At 69.3% G+C, this 20,859-nt stretch carries 18 protein-coding genes; 11 read left to right on the top strand and 7 right to left on the bottom strand.

What is annotated here, in order from left to right:
- Positions 1 to 26 precede the first annotated feature (26 nt).
- From U5771_RS06515 to U5771_RS06495, 5 genes are all read left to right on the top strand, one after another.
- On the top strand, positions 27 to 2,093 hold the full coding sequence (locus U5771_RS06515; RefSeq protein WP_322023222.1) for a bifunctional 2',3'-cyclic-nucleotide 2'-phosphodiesterase/3'-nucleotidase: 2,067 nt from the start codon (positions 27 to 29) through the stop codon (positions 2,091 to 2,093).
- A gap of 14 nt (positions 2,094 to 2,107) precedes the next feature.
- A complete protein-coding gene (locus U5771_RS06510) occupies positions 2,108 to 2,953 on the top strand; it encodes a tetratricopeptide repeat protein (protein WP_322023221.1) in 846 nt (281 codons plus the stop codon).
- 287 nt (positions 2,954 to 3,240) lie between these two features.
- Entirely contained in the window at positions 3,241 to 4,161 is a 921-nt protein-coding gene (locus tag U5771_RS06505; protein ID WP_322023220.1) for a biotin--[acetyl-CoA-carboxylase] ligase, read from the top strand.
- A complete protein-coding gene (locus U5771_RS06500) occupies positions 4,158 to 4,949 on the top strand; it encodes a type III pantothenate kinase (RefSeq protein ID WP_322023219.1) in 792 nt (263 codons plus the stop codon). The genes U5771_RS06505 and U5771_RS06500 overlap by 4 nt, the downstream gene beginning before the upstream one ends.
- A gap of 229 nt (positions 4,950 to 5,178) precedes the next feature.
- Positions 5,179 to 5,421, top strand: coding sequence for a hypothetical protein (locus U5771_RS06495; RefSeq protein WP_322023218.1), 243 nt, complete (start codon positions 5,179 to 5,181; stop codon positions 5,419 to 5,421).
- A gap of 16 nt (positions 5,422 to 5,437) precedes the next feature.
- On the opposite strand, the gene rfaE2 is transcribed toward U5771_RS06495, so the two are convergent.
- The 6 genes from rfaE2 to U5771_RS06465 form a co-directional block, all read right to left on the bottom strand.
- A complete protein-coding gene (gene rfaE2 / locus U5771_RS06490) occupies positions 5,438 to 5,923 on the bottom strand; it encodes a D-glycero-beta-D-manno-heptose 1-phosphate adenylyltransferase (RefSeq protein WP_322023217.1) in 486 nt (161 codons plus the stop codon).
- Positions 5,924 to 6,085: 162 nt separating this feature from the next.
- Entirely contained in the window at positions 6,086 to 6,964 is an 879-nt protein-coding gene (locus tag U5771_RS06485; protein ID WP_322023216.1) for a ferritin-like domain-containing protein, read from the bottom strand.
- A gap of 485 nt (positions 6,965 to 7,449) precedes the next feature.
- Complete coding sequence (locus U5771_RS06480; protein ID WP_322023215.1) at positions 7,450 to 8,676, bottom strand: patatin-like phospholipase family protein; 1,227 nt, start codon at positions 8,674 to 8,676, stop codon at positions 7,450 to 7,452.
- Positions 8,677 to 8,700: 24 nt separating this feature from the next.
- Positions 8,701 to 9,462 (bottom strand): PhaM family polyhydroxyalkanoate granule multifunctional regulatory protein, encoded by a 762-nt coding sequence (locus U5771_RS06475; protein ID WP_322023214.1) that lies wholly within the window; start codon positions 9,460 to 9,462, stop codon positions 8,701 to 8,703.
- A 79-nt stretch (positions 9,463 to 9,541) separates the two neighbouring features.
- On the bottom strand, positions 9,542 to 10,369 hold the full coding sequence (locus tag U5771_RS06470) for an enoyl-CoA hydratase/isomerase family protein (protein WP_175909246.1): 828 nt from the start codon (positions 10,367 to 10,369) through the stop codon (positions 9,542 to 9,544).
- Positions 10,370 to 10,478: 109 nt separating this feature from the next.
- The gene (locus tag U5771_RS06465; protein WP_322023213.1) at positions 10,479 to 11,471 is read right to left on the bottom strand and encodes a fumarylacetoacetate hydrolase family protein; all 993 of its coding nucleotides are present in this window, start codon (positions 11,469 to 11,471) and stop codon (positions 10,479 to 10,481) included.
- Between the two features lie 127 nt (positions 11,472 to 11,598).
- On the opposite strand from U5771_RS06465, the gene U5771_RS06460 reads away from it, so the two are divergent.
- The 5 genes from U5771_RS06460 (at position 11,599) to metH (ending at position 18,420) form a co-directional block, all read left to right on the top strand.
- Positions 11,599 to 12,474: an IclR family transcriptional regulator gene (locus U5771_RS06460; protein WP_124615098.1), complete on the top strand. Its 876-nt coding sequence runs from the start codon at positions 11,599 to 11,601 to the stop codon at positions 12,472 to 12,474.
- A 123-nt stretch (positions 12,475 to 12,597) separates the two neighbouring features.
- Complete coding sequence (locus tag U5771_RS06455) at positions 12,598 to 13,845, top strand: DUF3108 domain-containing protein (RefSeq protein WP_322023212.1); 1,248 nt, start codon at positions 12,598 to 12,600, stop codon at positions 13,843 to 13,845.
- 245 nt (positions 13,846 to 14,090) lie between these two features.
- Entirely contained in the window at positions 14,091 to 14,348 is a 258-nt protein-coding gene (locus tag U5771_RS06450) for a DUF3567 domain-containing protein (protein WP_006477667.1), read from the top strand.
- A gap of 240 nt (positions 14,349 to 14,588) precedes the next feature.
- A complete protein-coding gene (locus U5771_RS06445; protein WP_322023211.1) occupies positions 14,589 to 15,656 on the top strand; it encodes a homocysteine S-methyltransferase family protein in 1,068 nt (355 codons plus the stop codon).
- A 46-nt stretch (positions 15,657 to 15,702) separates the two neighbouring features.
- Positions 15,703 to 18,420, top strand: coding sequence for a methionine synthase (gene metH, locus U5771_RS06440; protein ID WP_322023210.1), 2,718 nt, complete (start codon positions 15,703 to 15,705; stop codon positions 18,418 to 18,420).
- A 121-nt stretch (positions 18,421 to 18,541) separates the two neighbouring features.
- Here metH and U5771_RS06435 read toward each other — a convergent pair whose 3' ends face one another.
- Positions 18,542 to 18,865: a DUF1840 domain-containing protein gene (locus U5771_RS06435; RefSeq protein WP_009693452.1), complete on the bottom strand. Its 324-nt coding sequence runs from the start codon at positions 18,863 to 18,865 to the stop codon at positions 18,542 to 18,544.
- Positions 18,866 to 19,066: 201 nt separating this feature from the next.
- Here U5771_RS06435 and argS point away from each other — a divergent pair, with 201 nt between their 5' ends.
- Positions 19,067 to 20,848, top strand: coding sequence for an arginine--tRNA ligase (gene argS / locus U5771_RS06430; RefSeq protein WP_322023209.1), 1,782 nt, complete (start codon positions 19,067 to 19,069; stop codon positions 20,846 to 20,848).
- Positions 20,849 to 20,859: the final 11 nt, after the last annotated feature.

The following is a 20,859-nucleotide window of genomic DNA, read 5'->3' as shown; positions in this document are numbered from 1 at the left end:
GAACAGAACACCGAACAGGACAATCGATGCGTCTCCCCCCGCTTTCCCGCCGCCGCGTGACCGCCGCCGCCGCGCTCGCCAGCCTCGCCTTCGCCCTCGCCGGTTGCGGCGGCGACGACGTCACCGCTCCGTCGTCGCAGACGCAGGCCCAGGCGCCCGCCGGCACGACGGCCACGCTCGCGCTGCTCGAAACGACCGACCTGCACACCAACGTGCTGTCGTACGACTATTTCAAGCTCGCCGCCGACAAGTCGCTCGGTTTCGAGCGCGTGTCGACGCTGATCGCGCAGGCGCGCGCGCAGTATCCGAACACGCTGCTGCTCGACAACGGCGACACGATCCAGGGCACCGCGCTGTCGGACTACCAGGCGCTCGTGAACCCGATCGGCTGCGACCAGACGCTCGCGATCTACAAGGTGATGAACGCCGCAAAGTTCGACGGTGGCGGGATCGGCAACCACGAGTTCAACTACGGGCTGCCGTACCTGTCGCAGGTGACCGGCAACACGTTCGACGTCGACGGGCTGCCGGCCCCCGCTCAGCAGAAGAAGTGCGCGGGCCCGAACTTCCCGCAGGTGCTCGCGAACGTGATCAGCGCGAAGACCAACGCGCCGCTGTTCACGCCGTACACGATCCTGACCCGCACGGTGACGGCCGTCACGCCCGACGGCAAGACGGTCAGCGCGCCGGTGAAGGTCGGCATCATCGGCTTCACGCCGCCGGCGATCATGAGCTGGGACAAGCGCTGGCTCGACGGCAAGGTCTACACGACCGGCCTGAAGGAAGCGGCCGAGAAGTACATTCCGGAGATGCGCGCGAAGGGGGCCGACCTCGTCGTCGCGATCTCGCACGGCGGCCTGGACAACTCGACGTATTCGCCGACCATGGAAAACGGCAGCTGGTGGCTGTCGAAGGTGCCCGGCATCGACGCGATGCTGATCGGCCACTCGCACCAGGTGTTCCCGGACGCGAACAGCACCGTGGCGCAGTTCAACCTGCCGGGCGTCGACAAGGCGAAGGGCACCGTCAACGGCGTGCCGACCGTGATGGCCAACTACTGGGGCAAGCATCTCGGCGTGATCAAGCTCGGCCTGAAGTTCGACGGCAAGACGTGGAGCGTCGACAAGTCGCTGACGACCGTCGAGGCGCGGCCGATCCAGAACGCCGACAAGAGCTACGTCGCCGCCGATCCGTCGGTGTCCGCCGCGATCGCGGCCGAGCACCAGGCGACGATCGACTACGTGAAGACGCCGATCGGCTCGACCGACTACCGGATGAATTCGTACTTCGCGGACGTCGGCGATCCCGGCGCGATCCAGATCGTCAACGAGGCGCAGGCCGACTACGTGAAGACCTACGTGCAGGCGAACCTGCCGCAATACGCGTCGCTGCCGGTGCTGTCGGTCAGCGCGCCGTTCAAGAGCGGCTTCGGCGGCGGCAGCGACTACACCGACGTCGCGCCGGGCGCGCTCGCGATCAACAACGCGGCCGACCTGTACCTGTATCCGAACACCGTGTATGCGGTAAAGGTGAGCGGCAGCGACGTGAAGAACTGGCTGGAGACGGCCGCGAAGCGCTTCAACACGATCGACCCGACCCAGGCAACCGTGCAGCCGCTCGTCAGCAGCTTCCCCGGCTACAACTTCGACATGTTCACGTCCGCCGATCTCGCGTACGAGATCGACGTCACGCAGCCGGTCGGCAGCCGCATCAGGAACCTGACGTACAAGGGCGTGCCGATCGACCCGAACGCGCAGTTCATCGTCGCGACCAACAACTACCGCGCGAGCGGTGGCGGCAATTTCCCGGGCCTCGACGGCAGCAAGACGATCTTCGCGTCGCCCGACGCGAACCGCGACGTGCTGATCTCGTTCATCAAGAAGCGCGGCGCGATCACGCGCGCGGCGGACGGCGCACAGCGCAGCTGGCGCTTCACGAAGCTCGCGAGCTCGGTCGCGCACGTGCAGTTCACGTCCGCGCCGAACCACCTCGGCGACGCGGCGGCGGCCGGCCTGAGCGGCCTCGCGCAGGTCGCGGCCGACGACGGTTCGGGCAAGAACCTCGCCATCTACGAGATCGACCTCACGCAATGACCACGAGACCCGCGATGCAACCGATCCGGACGATGCGGCCGGCCGAGGCCGGCTTCACCGCCGCCGCGCGACGCCTGCTGCGCGCGAAACTCCCGCCGGCCGCGTTGCTCGCGGCGGCGGCCGTGACCGTCGCGGCCGTCGTCGCGGCGACCGGCTGGCGCGCCGCCGGCCCCGCGCCGAGCGCCGCGCAGCTCGACGAATGGCAGGCGATGGTCGCGCAGGCCGTCGAGCCGCACGCGCTCGCGCAGTTGCGCACCCTCGCGCGCCGCGGGTCGGGCGATGCGCAGGCGGCGCTCGGCATCGCGCTCGTCGACGCACGCGAGCCGGGGCTGCGCGACGAGGGGCGCGGCTGGCTCGAAACCGCCGCCCAGGCCGATGCGAAAACCGACGCGCCGGCCGCACGGCGCGCGCAGCTGGCACTCGGCAAGGCACTGCTGCTCGGCAGCGGCGACATCCCGAAGGACTATGTGCGCGCCCGCGCGCTGCTCGGCGAGGCGGCCGGACAGGGCGATCCGGCGGCCGCGTATTACCTCGGGCTGATCTATCGCAGCGGCTACGGCACCGCCGCCGATCCCGTGCAGGCCGCGCACTGGTTCGAGCGCGCGTCGCGCGCGGACATCCCGGCCGCGGACTTCATGCTCGCGAATGCGTACCGCGACGGCAGCGGCGTGCCGCGCGACGAAGCGCGCGCGCTCGCGCTGTATCGCCGTGCGGCGGAACACGAACTGCCGGAAGCCGTGCAGACGCTCGCGATGGCGTATCGCAACGGCGAGCTGGGGCTCAAGCCCGACGCGGACGAATTCCACGCGCAGTGGATCGAGACCGCGCATGCGTTGAAGCATCGGGTGGTTGCGCCGTGACGGTGCGTCGCCAGGGCCGGCGCGAACGCGCGACGGCGGAATGACGGCTTGCGCGACGACCATGACCTGACCTCCCGCGCATCGCCCGCAACGACGGCCGATGCGCGTGGCGCGGGCGTGCATGCCGGTCACCGTGCCGCCATCCATTCGCCCCGCGCCTGGAACAAGCATCAAGCCGCGTGGCGACGGCCCGGCGCAGTTCGCGTGCGGGCCGCTGCCCCCGGCCCCGCCTGTCGCGCGCGCCGCCCGGCACGCACCATCCCCCTGTCGCTACTACAATAGGCGCCATGAACGCCCCCACCTCCTCCGACACGCCCGATTCCGGCGACGCGCACATCGCGCGCAACCGGCTCGAGGCGCACCTGGATGCCGCGCCGCGCGCGTGGCCGCTCGACATCGTCGCCGCCACCGGCTCGACCAACGCCGACGTCGCGACGCGCCTCAAGGCGCTGCCGCGCACCGCGAACGCATTGCCCGCGCCGCTCGTGCGCGTCGCGTTCGAGCAGACGGCCGGCCGCGGCCGGCAAGGCCGCCCGTGGTTCGCGCAGCCGGGCAACGCGCTGCTGTGCTCGGTCGGCTGCATCGTCCCGCGCCCCGTCGACGCGCTCGGCGGCCTGAGCATCGCGATCGGCGTCGCGCTCGCGGAAGGCCTCGCCGCGCTGCCGCTCGACGCCCGCACGCGGGTCGCGCTCAAATGGCCGAACGACCTGCTGCTGACGGCCACCGACGACGGCACGCCACGCATCGTCGGCAAGCTCGCCGGGATCCTGATCGAAACCGTGTGGACCACCGCCGACGCGACCGCCGTCGTGATCGGCTTCGGCATCAACGTGCGCGGCGCGGAAGCCGTCGCCGCGCAGGTCGATGCGCTGCGCGCGCGCGAAGCGACGCTCGCGAGCGGCCTGCCGCCGGCCGCGCTGTCGGCCGCGTGCGCGTCGGCCAACCTCACCGATACGCTCGCCGCGGCGCTGAACGCGCTCACCCCCGCGCTCGCGCAGTTCGGCACCGACGGGCTCGCGCCGTTCCTGCCGCGCTGGCATGCGCTGCACGCGTACGCAGGGCGCGAAGTCGTGCTGCTCGAACAAGGCGTCGAACGCGCGCGCGGCATCGCGACGGGCATCGACGCGACCGGCCAGCTGCTGCTCGACACGCCCGATGGCGTGCAGGCGATCGCGGCCGGCGACGTATCGCTGCGCGAAGCGCAATGAACGAACCGCATCTGCTGATCGACGCCGGCAACAGCCGGATCAAGTGGGCGCTCGCCGACGCGCGGCGCACGCTCGTCGACACGGGCGCGTTCGGCCACACGCGCGACGGCGGCGCCGATCCCGACTGGTCGGCCCTGCCGCGTCCACATGGCGCATGGATCTCGAACGTCGCGGGCGCCGACGTGGCCGCACGGCTCGACGCGCTGCTCGACGCGCGTTGGCCGGGCCTGCCGCGCACGACGATCCGCTCGCAACCCGCGCAATGCGGCGTGACGAACGGCTATACGACGCCCGAACAGCTCGGCAGCGATCGCTGGGCCGGCTTGATCGGCGCGCGCGCGGCGTTTCCGGGCGAGCATCTGCTGATCGCGACGTTCGGCACGGCGACAACGCTCGAAGCGCTGCGAGCGGACGGTCGTTTCACCGGCGGGTTGATCGCGCCGGGCTGGGCGCTGATGATGCGCGCGCTCGGCACGCACACCGCGCAGTTGCCGACGCTGACCACCGACATCGCGAGCGGGCTGCTCGCGCTCGAGCAGGCCGAGCCGTTCCAGGTGGATACGCCGCGCTCGCTGTCGGCCGGCTGCCTGTACGCGCAGGCGGGGCTGATCGAACGCGCTTGGCGCGATCTCGCCGATGCGTGGCAGGCACCCGTGCGGCTCGTGCTGGCAGGCGGCGCGGCGGACGACGTCGCGCGCGCGCTGACGCTGCCGCATACGCGGCACGATGCGCTGATCCTGTCCGGGCTGGCGCTGATCGCCGCGGAAACGGCCGCGCAGGCAGGATGAAAAGCCGGCCGCCGGCCGGGATCGCGCCGGCCGCGTCGACGGATGCCCGGCCGCGGGCTTCGTCGCGGTGAGGATGGAAAACGGGCGCCGATGTTTCGCCCATGCGGACAGCCGGCTGCACACGCGGCCCGGCCGACGCGAACGATCGCCGGCGGCAACGGCAACGCCTGCCGTGCGGCCGGCCTGACTGAACGGTTGAACGACTGAACAACGACGAGGAGTGTCGACGATGCTGCGCTGGCTGATCGCTGTTCTCTTTCTCGCGAACCTGCTTGCGTTCGTCGCCGTGCGCGGCGTGTTCGGGCCGCTGCCGGCGGCCGGCCCGCGCGAACCGGGCATGCTGTCCCGGCAGGTGCAACCGGATGCGCTGCACGCAATGCCGCTCGCGCAGGCGAGCGATCAGCCCGTGATCGGCGGTCCGATCGGCGCGCCGGCCGTCGCCGCCGAGCCGCTCGCGGCATCCGCGCCCTGACGGCGCGGCACCCGCATCAGGACTGCTGCGCGCGCACCTTCTTCAGCAGCGCGGTGGTCGAGCGGTCGTGCTCGAACGGAATCGCGAGCGCACGCCCGCCCCAGGCGCGCACGATCGCGGATTCCGGCAGCGCGTCCATGTCGTAGTCGCCGCCCTTCACGAGAATGTCCGGACGGACGGCCTCGATCAGCGACACCGGCGTCTTTTCCTCGAACTTCACGACCCAATCGACGCTTTCCAGCGCCGCGAGCAGCGCCATCCGGTCTTCCTCGCGGTTGATCGGACGGTCGTCGCCCTTGCCGAGCATGCGTACCGACGCATCGCTGTTCACGCCGACGATCAGGCATGCGCCGAGCGCCTTCGCATCGGCGAGGTACGTGACGTGGCCACGGTGCAGGATGTCGAACACGCCGTTCGTGAACACGACGGGCGAAGGCAGCGAAGCGCGCAGGGCAACCAGGGCGTCGCGGGTGATCAGCTTGCGTTCGAAGGTAACGGACATGATGGGTATCGGATGGCGTGAGCGGCGCGCGGTGCACGTCGCGACGGAACACGGCGGCGCCAGATAAAAAGCCCGCCGGATGGCCGGGCGGGCTTCATGCGTGACTACACTGCGGCGATCGCGACCGACGGCGCTTCACGCCGGCTGCGACGCCGTGCGGCCTCAGGCCGGCTGCGCGGCCGACGACGGGCCGCTTTCGGACTGCAGGCGGCCGGTGACTTCCTTGCGGTAGCGGTTCAGTTCCTGCGCGGTCGCGAACGTGCGCTCGAACAGGATCGACAGGTTGTGCAGGATCCGTTCGACGACCTTCTTTTCCCACTCGCCGTCGAAGCGGATCTGCTCGTCGAGCCAGCGCTCGAGCCATTCCGGATCGGGCAGGCGCGACTGCACGGTGTCGCGCGGGAACAGCGCCTGGTTCACGTGCAGGTTGGTCGGGTGCAGCGGCTTCTCGGTGCGGCGCGCCGACGCCATCAGCACGCCGATCTTCGCGAACGCCGCGCGCGCGACGTCGCCGCAATTGTTCAGCGCCTTCTTCATGTAGCGCAGGTAGGCGCCGCCATGGCGCGCTTCATCGCGCGAGATCGTTTCGTAGATGTGCTTGATGACCGGCTCGGTGTGCCAGTCGGCCGCGCAGCGATACCAGTGGTTCAGGCGGATCTCGCCGCAGAAGTGCAGCATCAGCGTCTCGAGCGGCGGCGCCGGATCGAACTGGAAGCGCACCGCGTGCAGTTCCTCTTCGGTCGGCACCATTTCCGGCCGGAAGCGGCGCAGGTATTCCATCAGCACGAGCGAATGCTTCTGCTCCTCGAAGAACCACACGCTCATGAACGCGGAAAAGTCGCTGTCGTGCTGGTTGTCGCGCAGGAACATTTCCGTCGCGGGCAGCGCCGACCATTCGGTGATCGCGTTCATCTTGATCGTCTTCGCCTGCTCGTCGGTGAGCAGCGAAGCGTCGAACTTGTCCCACGGAATGTCCTTCTCCATGTCCCAGCGGACAGCTTCGAGCGACCTGTAAAGTTCCGGATAAAGCATGGTGTTCATGATGGTCCCACCCCTGTTCTGCGCAATGCGACTTCTCTAAACGTGACTGTTGCCGCGTACGCGCGCGGACGCGCTTTTTGCAGCCAAGACTTTAATTTTACGCGTGAATCCAGCCCCCGGACGCAGATTCCGCGTCCGGCAGCCAGGCGGCCGCGCCGCCGCCTTGCAGCACGCCGCAGCCCCGCTCCGCTCGAACGGAACCGACCGCGCGTGCCTGATGTGGGGGCCGGCGCAGGCCGGCTCGGTGGCGAGCCCGTCCCGGCGCCACGCGGTTCCCGGACGGGTTCCCGTGCGACAGCCGGACCGGCGGGCTGCTCGATATGGTGTATACGGCGGCGGCCATGATAGCACGCGCACATGACGGTTCCGCGACGCGCGCCCCGTCGCGCGCCGCCAACTGCGGTGCGGCGATCGGTCGCGGGTGGCCGTCGCGAAAAAGCAACCAATTTGTAAGCCGCGCCCGCTTCGGACCTGTATCGCACGCGTCAGACCCGTATTTCGCCCGTCGCGAGACCGCCTACCGGCGGCGTGCCGGCCGCCGGCGCGCTGCCGCCGTCGGCCCCCGCGATCCAGTCCGCCAGCGTGTCGCGCTGCGCGCGCCCGTCGCGGTACCCGAGCTCGATCAGTTCGCGCGTGAACGCCGCCTCGAACAGCAGGTAGCTCGCGAACGACGCGCCGGCCGGCTGGCTGCCGCCGATCGCGCCGAGCAGCCCGCGCATCGTCGCCGGCATCTGCTTCAGGTGTTTCGCGGCGATCAGCTCGATGCGCTCGGACGGCGCGATCGCAAGCACGTCGACGTGCCGCCAGCCGCTGTCCACTTCGACCTGATGCGGCAGGTGCTCGATCATCCGGTTGATGTGCTCGATGCGCTCGATGTCCGCGCCGATCGAGTCGAGAAACACGCTCGCGAGCACCTGTTGGCCGATCTGCGCGAGCGTCGGGTAACCGCGCACCCGCCCCGAGCCGTTCGCGGCCGGAATCTCGGGGCGCGCGTCGGCCGCGCCGACGACGACGATCCGGTCCGCGCCGAAGTGGATCGCCGGCGACAGCGGCGCGACCTGCCGGATCGACCCGTCGCCGAAGTATTCGATCTGTCCGTCGAGCACGAGCGGCACGGCCGGGAACACGAACGGAATGGCCGACGACGCGAGCAGGTGCGACGCCGACAGGTCGACGAGCCGCGCGGTGCGCTGCGCGCGCCGCCATGCCTGGATCGGCTCGGCGGCCTGGTAGAACGTCAGGTGCCGGCCGCTCGAATAGCTGAGCGCCGTCACCGAGAGCGCATGCAGCAGGCGGCCTTCGAGCATCTGCTCGATCCGGTGGAAGCTCAGCTCGCGCTGCAGCAGGTGCGCGAGCGGCGCGTTGTCGAGCAGCCCGCGCGGCGAGCGGCGCGCCGCCCAGCCGAAGGTCATCGCCGCGAGCCAGCGTGCGCCCGCCGCGGCAATACCGAGCCAGTCGGTGCGATACACGTAGTCCGCGCGCAGCGGCTCCCAGAATTCGAGCAGCCGCCGCACGCCGTGCGAAAAGTCGTCCGCGTGGCTCGCGATCGACGTCGCATTGATCGCGCCGGCCGACGAGCCGCAGACCACCGTGAACGGCACCGTATGCCGGTCCGGATCGGCCTCGCGCGCGATCTCGGCCAGCGCCTTCAGCACGCCAACCTGGTAGGCGGCGCGTGCGCCGCCCCCCATCAGCACGAGCGCGAGCCGCATGATCGACCTGCTATCCGGTTCGCGTCACGTCGAGCGCTTCGGCGGACGCGTTTCGGGCGACGAAGCGGCCGCCGCGCGCGCCGCGGCCGAGCCGGCCGGCTTCGCGCGCTTCGCGGCCGGCTTGCGCGGCGCGGCGGCCGCGGCCGCTGCGGGCTGTTCCGCCCGCGCCGTCGGTGCGGCCTGCTCGGGCGGGGCGGCGCCCGGCGCCGCAGGCTGCGCGCCCGGCTGCGTCATCGCGAGGCTCGCGAGCTGGTTGAACTGCGCCTGCAGCAGGTTCCACCAGCCGGCCGGGTCGAACGCCTGCTGCGCGGCGTCGCCTGCCGGCGGTGCGTCGGCCGCGGTGGAGGCTGCCTCGGCATGCGGCGCCTGCTGCGCGTCGGCGCGCGGCGCGGAAGCCGCTTGCGCGGCCGCGACCGCGGCCTCCTCGGCCGCCGACATCGAGCTTTGCGCGAACGCGCCGAACGCGCGCAGCGTCGCGAGCGTCGCGCGCTGCACCTCGAGCGCCTGGATCGCGGACTGCAGCATCCCGAGATTGAGCTTGAGCCACTGCTCGACCGCGCGCAGATCGGTGATCCGCTTGTCGAGTTCCTCGACGCTCGTGAGCGGCGCCATCATGTCGGACATGCTCGACAGCGACGGCGGCAGCCCCGACGCAGCGCCGGGAAACGACGCCATCCCGCCGAACGGCGACATCCGCATCATGTCCCACATCCGGTCGAGCATGTCGGCAGGCTTGAAACCGGCAAAGCCGGCGAAAGGATTGGAGCCGGAGGCATCGGTCGTCATACGGGCATCCTGGTTGACTGGGTGAGCGAAGCGGCCGGCACGGCGCGCGCGGCGGCCTTTGGTTCGATGATAGCGCGCGTCAGAACGGTGCGTCGCCGGGGAAGTCGGGCGGGCGCCGCTCGCGCAGCGAGCGGATGCCTTCCTGCACGTCGGGCCCCGAGAAGCCCATGAATTCGAGCGCGAGCGACGTATCGAACGTCGGCCCGGCGCTGCGCAGCCAGTTGTTCAGCGCGTACTTGGTCCAGCGGATCGCCGATTGCGACCCGTGCGCGAGCCGCTCCGCGACCTCGTACGCCTTCGGCAGCAGGTCGGCCGGCTCGACCGCGAGCGACACGAGGCCGATCCGCTCGGCCTCCTCGCCGCTCACCGGTTCGCACAGCAGCAGGTAGTACTTCGCCTTCGCCATCCCGCACAACAGCGGCCACACGATCGCCGCGTGATCGCCGGCCGCGACGCCGAGCCGCGTATGGCCGTCGATGATGCGCGCATCCTTCGCGGCGATCGAGATGTCGGCGAGCAGCCCGGCGACGAGCCCCGCGCCGACGGCCGGGCCATGCATCGCCGACACGATCGGCTTGCTGCAGTTGATCACGTTGTAGACGAGGTCGCGCGCCTCGCGCCACACGCGGGCGCGCACGTCGAAGTCGTTCGCCATCGCCTCGACGAGCGCGAGATCGCCGCCCGCCGAAAAGCCCTTGCCCTCGCCGCGGATCACCGCGACGCGCGTGTCGGGATCGCGGTCGACGTCGCGCCAGATGTCGGCGAGCTCGCGATGCATGCGCTCGTTCGCGGTCGCGAGGCCGCTGCGGTTCGCGCCCTCGCCGCTCATCACGATGTCGAGCACGCCATGATCGCGGCGCGTCACCTTCAGTGCTTCGTAACCGCCGTATGCGGCGAGATCGGTCATGCGCAGCTCCCGGGTTCTTGAAACGCCTGAATCGAGTGTAGCCAAGCCCGCGCGGGCAAACATCAGGCGAAACCCGGCGCGCGGGCCGGGGCCGGGTTTCGCGCGTGCGTCAGGCCGCGCCGTCGGGCGGGGCGACCGCCTGCTCGATCGCGCCGAAGATCGACTTGCCGGCCGCGTCGAACATCTCGATGCGCACGGTGTCGCCGTAGCGCATGAATTCGGTCTGCGGCGCGCCGTGCTCGATCGTCTCGAGGCAGCGCTTCTCGGCGATGCAGCAGTAGCCGCGCTTCGCGTCCTTGTTCGACACCGTGCCCGAGCCGACGATCGAGCCGGCACGCAGGTTGCGCGTCTTCGCCGCATGCGCGATCAGCTGGCCGAAGTGGAACACCATGTCGGTGCCCGCGTCGGGCTGGCCGACCTTCCTGCCGTTCCAGTGGACGATCATCGGCCGGTGCACGCGGCCTTCGCGCCATTCGTCGCCGAGCTCGTCGAGCGTCACCGCGACCGGTGCGAACGCGGTGGCGGGCTTGCTCTGGAAGAAGCCGAAGCCCTTCGCGAGTTCGGCCGGAATCAGGTTGCGCAACGACACGTCGTTCACGAGCGTGACAAGCCGCACGGCCTTCAGCGCGTCGTCGGGCGAGGCGCTCATCGGCACGTCGCCGGTGATCACCGCGACCTCGGCCTCGAAGTCGATGCCCCACGCTTCGGATGGGCACACGATGTCGTCGCGCGCGCCGAGGAAATCGTCGCTGCCGCCCTGGTACATCAGCGGATCGGTCCAGAACTCCGGCGGCATCTCGGCGCCGCGCGCGCGGCGCACGAGTTCGACGTGGTTCACGTACGCGGAGCCGTCGGCCCACTGGAACGCGCGCGGCAGCGGCGCCATGCAGTTCGCCGCATCGAACGCGAACGCGTTGCGTGCGCGGCCGTGGTTCAGCGCGTCGTACAGGTCGCGCAGTTGCGGCGCGTAGAACGCCCAGTCGTCGAGGACGCGCTGCAGCGTCGGTGCGATCGCGTCGGCGATCGCCGCGGTGTGCAGGTCGCGCGACACGACGATCAGCTGGCCGTCGCGCGTGCCGTCCTTCAGCGATGCAAGTTTCATGGGGTATCTGCCGTTGTAGTGACGATGGAGGGAATCTATTTTACGATGGTGAATCCGTGCGGCGCGCCACGATCGTGCACGCCGTTTTCGTCCCGACCCTTGCCGCCTTGCCGCGCCCCCGTTGCCCATGCCTGCCAGCCCGCTTCCCGACGACGATCTCGCTGATTCCGACACCGACGACACCGGCTCCGGCGAGCACGGCGAAGGCGGCGAGAAGGTCCGCTCCGGCATCCAGTCGATCGAGGTCGGCTTCCGCCTGCTCGACGTGCTGACGAGCGAGCCGCGCGCGATGATGCTGCGCGATCTCGCGCAGCGCGCGGGCATGAGCCCGGCGAAGGCGCACCGCTATCTGGTCAGCTTCTCGCGGCTCGGCGTCGTGTCGCAGGACCCCGTGTCGGGCCGCTACGAACTCGGCGGCTTCGCGTTGCAGATGGGGCTCGCGCGGCTCGCGCGCGTCGACGGCGTGAAGCTCGCGCGGATCGCGCTGACCGAGTTGCGCGACCGCGTCGACCAGACGGTCGGCATCGCGGTCTGGGGCAACCAGGGGCCGACGATCGTGCACTGGATGGAATCGAGCCACCCGGCGAAGGCGTCGCTGAAGCTCGGCGACGTGATGCCGCTGCTCGGCTCCGCGACGGGCCTGCTGTTCGCCGCGTACCTGCCGCGCAGCAAGACCGCGGCGATGCTCGAGCGCGAACTCGCCGATACGCGCCGCTCGCCGCATCACGGCGGTCCGCGCACGCTCGACGAGGTCGACGCGGTGCTCGCCGACGTGCGCGCGCATCAGGCCGCGCGCGTCGAAGGGATGCTGCTGCCGACGATCCATGCGTTCTGCATGCCGGTGTTCGATGCGGTCGGCGAACTCGCGCTCGCGATCGTCGCGCTCGGCCAGGAAGGCATGTTCGACATCGCGTGGGGCGGCGAGATGGACACCGCGCTGCGCGCCTGCGCGCAGAAACTGTCTTACGAACTCGGCTATAGTCCGGACGCGCGCGACGCCTGACTCGCGGGGTGCGCGACACCCGCGAGATGCACCGCGAACGCGCGGCGCATCCGGCGGTCCGATGGCTGTGACGCGCGCTGCGCGCGGCGCACCACCACCGCCCCAACCTTGCTCCGACCGCCGATGCCGCCTGCCGACACCCGTCCTCGCCACGCCCCGCCCCGCCACTGGCTGCGCGTGGGCGCCGCGCTCGTCGTCGTGCTGGTGCTGCACGCGCTCGCGGCGTTGTGGCTGATGCGCAACCGCGACGCGTTCACGCCGCCCCCGCCCGCCGAGATTCCGGTACAGATCGAGCTGCTGAAGCCGCGGCCGATCGAGCGCCAGCCCGCGCCGAAGCCGGTCGACCATCCGGCCGAGCCGGCGCCGGCGAAGCCGCCCGCCGCCGCACCGAAGCCCGCGCCGAAGCCCGTACCGTCGCCCGAGCCCGTCCTCACGTCGACGCAGACGGCCGAGCACGGCGAGCCGCCGCCGGCCGCCGCCTCCGCCGCGAGTGGCACGGCCGAGGCATCCGGCACGCACGCGGCATCGGCCGGCGGCGCGAGCGGCGCCGCGACGCCGGGCCCCGCGACGAGCGGCGTGAAGTTCGCGGCGCCGCCGTCCGGCGACCTGCAGTACGACACGTTCTACAACGGGATGCAGAACATGATCGGCACGATCCACTGGCGCACCGACGGGCGCACCTACGATCTGTCGGTATCGATGCCCGTGCCGTTCGTCGGCCCGTTCACCTACCGCAGCGAAGGCCGCATCGACGCGTTCGGCGTCGCGCCCGACCGCTATGTCGAGAAGCGCGGCAAGCGGCCGGAGGACATCGCGATCTTCAACCGCGAGATGCACCAGGTGGTTTTCACGCGCACGCCGAACAACGCGCCGCTGCCCGACGGCGTGCAGGATCGCTTCAGCATGCTGATGCAGCTGTCGGGGCTCGTGCGCGGCAATCCGTCCGCGTACCAGCCGGGCGTCACGCAACAGTTCTTCGTGATCGACAACAACAGCGGCGAGACCTGGCCGATCACCGTGATCGGCGACGAGGACGTGCAGACGCAGGCCGGCATCGTCCGCGCACGTCACTTCATGCGGCTGCCGCGCCGCGACGGCGACACGCGCCGCATCGACATGTGGCTCGCGCCGTCGCTCGGCTGGCTGCCCGCGCGGCTCGTACAATCGGAACCGAACGGCTCGCAGATCGAGCTGCTGTGGCATGGCCGGCTCGCCCCGCCGGGTGCACCGGCCGACGGCGCGACGGAAGGCGCAACGAACGCACCCGCCAGCGCACCGGTCGTGGAGCCGGCACAACCCGCGCCGCCGGCCGCCGTGCAACCGCCCGCGCCAGCGGCTGCGCCGCCCGCATCGTCGCCGGCCGCGCCGTGACGATCGACCGATCGGCAATTTCGACCGATTAAAGCTCCCGCTAAAATGGCCGATGACACTCTTTAACAACTATTTCGGTACACCGGATCACAATAAGAAACGTTTGATAGATATCGGCTTCTAACCCGATACACCCCACGCAAACGGGAGAACGGGGTGTGCAGCGCAAGCCCCTTGAAACCGGCAAGGCCTGCCCCACCTACGGGACAACAAGGCCAGATGCCACTGCGAAGAGGAGTGCCGCCATGCAAATGATCTACAACAGCCCCAACTACTGCGTCGTCGAATTTGCGCCGCAGGCCGGCCACCATCTGATGAATGCCGGCGGATACGAAATCGTCGACAAGAACGCGCAGCGCGAGATCTTCATCGACGGCGAGCTCGCCGAGCGATTCCGCGCACACGTGAAGCAGCTGATCGAGGATGAACCGTCGCTCGACGAAGTGGACGAATTCCTCGGACAGTTCGACAGCCTGATGATGATGCCCGTCGTCCTGCATTGACGACCCGCAGCCCGGCGCATCGCCGGACCATTCGCCGCGCTGAGGCGGCGCCGCGAGCACTCCGATCCAAGCCCCCGTCCGGTTCGCCGGGCGGGGGTTTTCGTTTGGTGCCGCCGGTGGGCGGACAACGGTCGCGAGCACGCATCGCGCCGGCGCCGCCGCCCGCGCCGCGCGAGGCCGGGCGGCGCCCCGGCGCACCGGCTACAATGACGGTTTTCCCGTCTTCGCCGCCCTTCCGCCATGTCCGCGACCCCTCTCGCCGCTTCCGCCCCCCTCGACGCGCCCTACACGCGTGGCGCCGCACTGCCCGCGCTGCTGAAATCGCGCATCCTGATCCTCGACGGCGCGATGGGCACGATGATCCAGCGCTACAAGCTCGACGAAGCCGCGTATCGCGGCGAGCGCTTCAAGGACTTCCCGCGCGACATCAAGGGCAACAACGAGCTGCTGTCGCTCACGCAGCCGCAGATCATCAGCGAGATCCACGACCAGTACTTCGCGGCCGGCGCGGACATCGTCGAAACCAACACGTTCGGCGCGACGACGGTCGCGCAGGCCGACTACGGGATGGAAGACCTCGTCGTCGAGATGAACGTCGAATCGGCGCGGCTCGCGCGCGAATCGGCCGCCCGCTACACGACGCCAGACAAACCGCGCTTCGTCGCGGGCGCGATCGGGCCGACGCCGAAGACGGCGAGCATCTCGCCGGACGTCAACGACCCGGGCGCACGCAACGTCACGTTCGACGAACTGCGCGACGCGTATTACCGGCAGGCGAAGGCGTTGCTCGACGGCGGCGTCGACCTGTTCCTCGTCGAGACGATCTTCGACACGCTGAATGCAAAGGCCGCCCTGTTCGCACTCGACGAACTGTTCGAGGACACCGGCGAGCGCCTGCCGATCATGATCTCGGGCACCGTGACCGACGCATCGGGCCGCATCCTGTCGGGCCAGACGGTCGAGGCGTTCTGGAATTCGCTGCGCCACGCGAAGCCGCTCACGTTCGGCCTGAACTGCGCGCTCGGCGCGGCGCTGATGCGCCCGTACATCGCCGAGCTCGCGAAGCTGTGCGATACCTACGTGTCGTGCTACCCGAACGCGGGCCTGCCGAACCCGATGAGCGACACCGGCTTCGACGAGACGCCGGACGTCACGTCGGGCCTGCTGAAGGAATTCGCGCAGGCCGGGCTCGTGAACCTCGCCGGCGGCTGCTGCGGCACGACGCCCGAGCACATCGCCGAGATCGCGAAGGCGCTCGCCGACGTGAAACCGCGCCGCTGGCCGAGCCAGTACAGCGACGCCGCCTGACCGACCGCACCAACGCCCGCCCTCCCTCACACGAATTCGCACCGCCATGACCGATCACATGATGCGCCTTGCCGGCCTCGAGCCGTTCAACGTCACGTCCGGGACCCTCTTCATCAACGTCGGTGAACGCACCAACGTCACCGGCTCGAAGGCGTTCGCGCGAATGATCCTCAACGGCCAGTTCGACGAGGCGCTCGCCGTCGCGCGCCAGCAGGTCGAGAACGGCGCGCAGGTGATCGACATCAACATGGACGAGGCGATGCTCGATTCGCAGGCGGCGATGGTGCGCTTCCTGAACCTGATCGCCTCCGAGCCGGACATCGCGCGCGTGCCGATCATGATCGACTCGTCGAAGTGGGACGTGATCGAGGCCGGCCTCAAGTGCGTGCAGGGCAAGGCAATCGTGAACTCGATCTCGCTGAAGGAAGGCGAGGACGCGTTCCGCCACCACGCGAACCTGATCCGCCGCTACGGCGCGGCCGCGGTCGTGATGGCGTTCGACGAAACCGGCCAGGCCGATACGTATGAACGCAAGACCGAGATCTGCAAGCGCTCGTACGACTTCCTCGTGAACGAAGTCGGCTTCCCGCCGGAAGACATCATCTTCGACCCGAACATCTTCGCGGTCGCGACCGGCATCGAGGAGCACAACAACTACGCGGTCGACTTCATCGAGGCGACCCGCTGGATCAAGCAGAACCTGCCGTACGCGAAGGTGAGCGGCGGCGTGTCGAACGTGTCGTTCTCGTTCCGCGGCAACGACCCGGTGCGCGAGGCGATCCACACCGTGTTCCTGTACCACGCGATCCAGGCGGGCATGGACATGGGCATCGTGAACGCGGGCCAGCTCGGCGTGTACGCCGATCTCGACCCGGAGCTGCGCGAGCGCGTCGAGGACGTGATCCTGAACCGCCGCGCGGATTCCACCGACCGCCTGCTCGAGATCGCCGACAAGTTCAAGGCGGGTGGCGCGAAGAAGGAAGAGAACCTCGAGTGGCGCAACCAGCCGGTCGAGAAACGGCTCTCGCACGCGCTCGTGCACGGCATCACGACCTTCATCGTCGAGGATACGGAAGAGGTGCGCGCGAAGATCGACGCGGCGGGCGGCCGCCCGATCAACGTGATCGAAGGCCCGCTGATGGACGGGATGAACATCGTCGGCGACCTGTTCGGCCAGGGCAAGATGTTCCTGCCGCAGGTCGTGAAGTCGGCGCGCGTGATGAAGCAGGCCGTCGCGCACCTGATCCCGTTCATCGAGGAAGAAAAGCGCCTGCTCGCGGAAGCGGGCGGCGACGTGCGCGCGAAGGGCAAGATCGTCATCGCGACCGTGAAGGGCGACGTGCACGACATCGGCAAGAACATCGTGTCGGTCGTGCTCCAGTGCAACAACTTCGAAGTGGTCAACATGGGCGTGATGGTGCCGTGCAACGAGATCCTCGCGAAGGCGAAGGTCGAGGGCGCGGACATCATCGGGCTGTCGGGCCTCATCACGCCGAGCCTCGAGGAAATGGCGTACGTCGCGTCCGAAATGCAGCGCGACGACTACTTCCGCGTGAAGAAGATCCCGCTCCTGATCGGCGGCGCGACCACGTCGCGCGTGCACACGGCCGTGAAGATCGCGCCGCACTACGAAGGCCCGGTCGTCTACGTGCCGGACGCGTCGCGCTCGGTGTCGGTCGCGTCGAACCTGCTGTCGGACGAAGGCGCGGCGAAGTATCTCGACGAACTGAAGTCCGATTACGAACGGATCCGCGACCAGCACGCGAACCGCAAGGCGCAGCCGATGGTCACGCTCGCCGAGGCGCGCGCGAACAAGACCAAGGTCGACTGGGCGGGCTACCAGCCCGTGAAGCCGAAGTTCATCGGCCGCCGCGTGTTCAGGAACTACGACCTGAACGAACTCGCGAACTACATCGACTGGGGCCCGTTCTTCCAGACCTGGGATCTCGCGGGCCCGTACCCGGCGATCCTGAACGACGAGATCGTCGGCGAATCGGCGCGGCGCGTGTTCTCCGACGCGAAGTCGATGCTCGCGCGCCTGATCCAGGGCCGCTGGCTGACCGCGAACGGCGTGATCTCGCTGCTGCCGGCGAACACGGTCAACGACGACGACATCGAGATCTACACCGACGACTCGCGCTCGGAAGTGCTGCTCACGTGGCGCAACCTGCGCCAGCAGAGCGTGCGCCCGGTGGTCGACGGCGTGATGCGCCCGAACCGCTCGCTCGCCGACTTCATCGCACCGAAGGAATCGGGTGTCGCCGACTACATCGGGATGTTCGCGGTGACGGCCGGCCTCGGCGTCGACGTGAAGGAAAAGCAGTTCGAAGCCGACCACGACGACTACAGCGCGATCATGCTGAAGGCGCTCGCCGACCGCTTCGCGGAAGCGTTCGCCGAAGCGATGCACGCGCGCGTGCGCCGCGAGCTGTGGGGCTACGCGAGCGGCGAGACGCTCGACAACGATGCGCTGATCGCCGAACAGTACGCGGGCATCCGCCCGGCGCCCGGCTACCCGGCCTGCCCCGACCACCTCGTGAAGCGCGACATGTTCACCGCGCTGCAGGCGGAGGAGATCGGGATGAGCGTGACCGATTCGCTGGCGATGCTGCCGGCGGCGAGCGTGTCGGGTTTCTACCTCGCGCATCCGGACAGCCGGTACTTCTCGGTCGGCAAAATCGGGCAGGATCAGCTCGACGACTACGCACGGCGGATGGCGCTGTCGCTCGACGACGCGCGCCGCGCGCTCGCGCCGCAGCTCTGAGCCGCGCGACCGGGGGCGGCTCGCCGCCCTTTTGGTCAGACAAAATGAAAAGGCCCGCTTCGTGCGGGCCTTCGTTCTTGCCGTTCCAACCTTTCGATCGGCGTCAGCCGGGCAACGAAGCTCAGAAGCCCCAGTGCACGTCGGCCTCGCCGGCCTTCGCTTCGCGCAGCATCGTGAGGAACGGTGCGACGCGCTGCGCCAGGCTCGGCGGCACTTCGTGGTGCGCGTGGTCGGCGTCGTCCTCGTGGAAATGGCCGGCGTGCTCGGCGCGCTCCTGCTTCGCCTGCGCGACCGCACCTTCCAGCTTCGCGATCGCGTGGTCCAGTTCGTCGTGCGTAATGACACCGCGTTCGCCCAGCTGCTTGCCGACGAGGCCCAGCACGTATACGGCGAAATCCTTCAGCACGTCGAGATCCTGTGCCGCCTTGCTCTTGAACGTAATCATGACAATTCCCTTTTCATCTTGTTGTGCCTGCTCGGCGCGGTTGGGGGGACGCCGGCAGACCGGCGTCCGGCCTCGCGGACGCGGGGCGCCTGAGCGGCATATTAGCACCTGTTAAAATTCTGCGATCCCTGAAACGCGCGCTTAAAAAGCGCGCCGGCCGGCCGGCGTTTCCGGCCGCCACCAACGAAGCCTTCTACCAGCATGCTGCCAGCTCACAAACAGACCCTCGAAGCCCTGCTCGCGGATAGCGTCACGCAGGTCGCACACGCGCTGAAAGGCGCCGACTCGGCGTTCGTCGCCCCGGCCATCACGCTGGAGCGCCCGAAGGTCGCCGCCCATGGCGACGTCGCGTGCAACGTCGCGATGCAGCTCGCCAAGCCGCTCGGCACGAACCCGCGCCAGCTCGCCGAGCAGATCGTCGCCGCGCTCACGGCCCAGCCGGCCGCGCAAGGGCTCGTCGACGCGGCCGACATCGCCGGCCCCGGCTTCATCAACCTGCGCCTGACGGCCGCCGCGAAGCAGGCGGTGATCGCCGCCGTGTTCGACCAGGGTCGCGCGTTCGGCACGTCGGATCGCGAAACCGGCAAGCAAGTGCTGCTTGAATTCGTGTCGGCCAACCCGACCGGCCCGCTGCACGTCGGCCACGGCCGCCAGGCGGCGCTCGGCGACGTGCTCGCGAACGTGATCGCGAGCCAGGGCTACGCGGTGCACCGCGAGTTCTACTACAACGACGCCGGCGTGCAGATCGGCAACCTCGCGATCTCGACGCAGGCGCGCGCGCGCGGCCTGAAGCCGGGCGACGCGGGCTGGCCGGAAGCCGCGTACAACGGCGAATACATCGCCGACATCGCACGCGACTACCTGAACCGCGAGACGGTCGCCGCGAAGGACGGCGAGCCGGTCACGGGCGCGGGCGACATCGACGATCTCGACGCGATCCGCAAGTTCGCGGTCGCGTACCTGCGTCACGAGCAGGACATGGACCTGCAGGCGTTCGGCGTGAAGTTCGACCAGTACTACCTCGAGTCGTCACTGTACAGCGAAGGCCGGGTCGAGAAGACGGTCGACGCGCTGATCAAGGCCGGCATGACCTACGAGCAGGACGGCGCGCTGTGGCTGCGCACGACCGACGAAGGCGACGACAAGGATCGCGTGATGCGCAAGTCGGACGGCACGTACACGTACTTCGTGCCGGACGTCGCGTACCACGTGACGAAGTGGGAGCGCGGCTTCACGAAGGTCATCAACATCCAGGGCTCCGACCACCACGGCACGATCGCGCGCGTGCGCGCGGGCCTGCAGGGCCTGCACGTCGGCATTCCGAAGGGCTATCCCGACTACGTGCTGCACAAGATGGTCACCGTGATGCGCGACGGCCAGGAAGTGAAGCTGTCGAAGCGCGCGGGCAGCTACGTGACGGTACGCGACCTGATCGAATGGTCGGGCGGCGCGGCGCCGGGCCAGGAAGCGGCACCCGACCAGATCGACGAGGCGACCATCACGCGCGGCCGCGACGCGGTCCGTTTCTTCCTGATCTCCCGGAAGGCCGACACCGAATTCGTGTTCGACATCGACCTCGCGCTGAAACAGAACGACGAAAACCCGGTCTATTACGTCCAGTACGCGCATGCGCGGATCTGCTCGGTGCTCAACGAACTGAAGTCGCGCTACAACGTCGACGCGGCGCAGTTGCCGGGCGCCGACCTGTCGCAGCTCACGAGCCCGCAGGCCGTGTCGCTGATGCAGAAGCTCGCCGAGTATCCGGACATGCTCACGCATGCGGCGAACGAACTGGCGCCGCACGCGGTCGCGTTCTACCTGCGCGATCTCGCTGGTGAATTCCACTCGTTCTACAATGCGGAGCGCGTGCTGGTCGACGACGAAGCGCCGCGCAACGCGCGCGCCGCGCTCCTCGCCGCGACCCGGCAGGTGCTCGAGAATGGTCTGGCGGTGCTCGGCGTGTCCGCGCCCGCCAAGATGTAAGCGGCCCGAAC

The organism is Burkholderia sp. BCC1977, assembly GCF_905339595.1.
GTDB lineage: Bacteria > Pseudomonadota > Gammaproteobacteria > Burkholderiales > Burkholderiaceae > Burkholderia.
Note: the sequence above shows the minus strand (reverse complement) of the source record. Positions and strands in the feature narration are given on the sequence as shown.

Bases quoted from the DNA above. Each gene is read 5' to 3' on its own strand.
- argS (WP_322023209.1), top strand. From the start codon at position 19,067: ATGCTGCCAGCTCACAAACAGACCCTCGAAGCCCTGCTCGCGGATAGC.
- U5771_RS06500 (WP_322023219.1), top strand. From the start codon at position 4,158: ATGAACGAACCGCATCTGCTGATCGACGCCGGCAACAGCCGGATCAAG.
- metH (WP_322023210.1), top strand. From the start codon at position 15,703: ATGACCGATCACATGATGCGCCTTGCCGGCCTCGAGCCGTTCAACGTC.
- U5771_RS06510 (WP_322023221.1), top strand. From the start codon at position 2,108: ATGCAACCGATCCGGACGATGCGGCCGGCCGAGGCCGGCTTCACCGCC.
- U5771_RS06480 (WP_322023215.1), bottom strand. From the start codon at position 8,676: ATGCGGCTCGCGCTCGTGCTGATGGGGGGCGGCGCACGCGCCGCCTAC.
- U5771_RS06485 (WP_322023216.1), bottom strand. From the start codon at position 6,964: ATGAACACCATGCTTTATCCGGAACTTTACAGGTCGCTCGAAGCTGTC.
- U5771_RS06495 (WP_322023218.1), top strand. From the start codon at position 5,179: ATGCTGCGCTGGCTGATCGCTGTTCTCTTTCTCGCGAACCTGCTTGCG.
- U5771_RS06450 (WP_006477667.1), top strand. From the start codon at position 14,091: ATGCAAATGATCTACAACAGCCCCAACTACTGCGTCGTCGAATTTGCG.
- rfaE2 (WP_322023217.1), bottom strand. From the start codon at position 5,923: ATGTCCGTTACCTTCGAACGCAAGCTGATCACCCGCGACGCCCTGGTT.
- U5771_RS06475 (WP_322023214.1), bottom strand. From the start codon at position 9,462: ATGACGACCGATGCCTCCGGCTCCAATCCTTTCGCCGGCTTTGCCGGT.
- U5771_RS06460 (WP_124615098.1), top strand. From the start codon at position 11,599: ATGCCTGCCAGCCCGCTTCCCGACGACGATCTCGCTGATTCCGACACC.
- U5771_RS06505 (WP_322023220.1), top strand. From the start codon at position 3,241: ATGAACGCCCCCACCTCCTCCGACACGCCCGATTCCGGCGACGCGCAC.
- U5771_RS06515 (WP_322023222.1), top strand. From the start codon at position 27: ATGCGTCTCCCCCCGCTTTCCCGCCGCCGCGTGACCGCCGCCGCCGCG.
- U5771_RS06435 (WP_009693452.1), bottom strand. From the start codon at position 18,865: ATGATTACGTTCAAGAGCAAGGCGGCACAGGATCTCGACGTGCTGAAG.
- U5771_RS06455 (WP_322023212.1), top strand. From the start codon at position 12,598: ATGCCGCCTGCCGACACCCGTCCTCGCCACGCCCCGCCCCGCCACTGG.
- U5771_RS06445 (WP_322023211.1), top strand. From the start codon at position 14,589: ATGTCCGCGACCCCTCTCGCCGCTTCCGCCCCCCTCGACGCGCCCTAC.
- U5771_RS06465 (WP_322023213.1), bottom strand. From the start codon at position 11,471: ATGAAACTTGCATCGCTGAAGGACGGCACGCGCGACGGCCAGCTGATC.
- U5771_RS06470 (WP_175909246.1), bottom strand. From the start codon at position 10,369: ATGACCGATCTCGCCGCATACGGCGGTTACGAAGCACTGAAGGTGACG.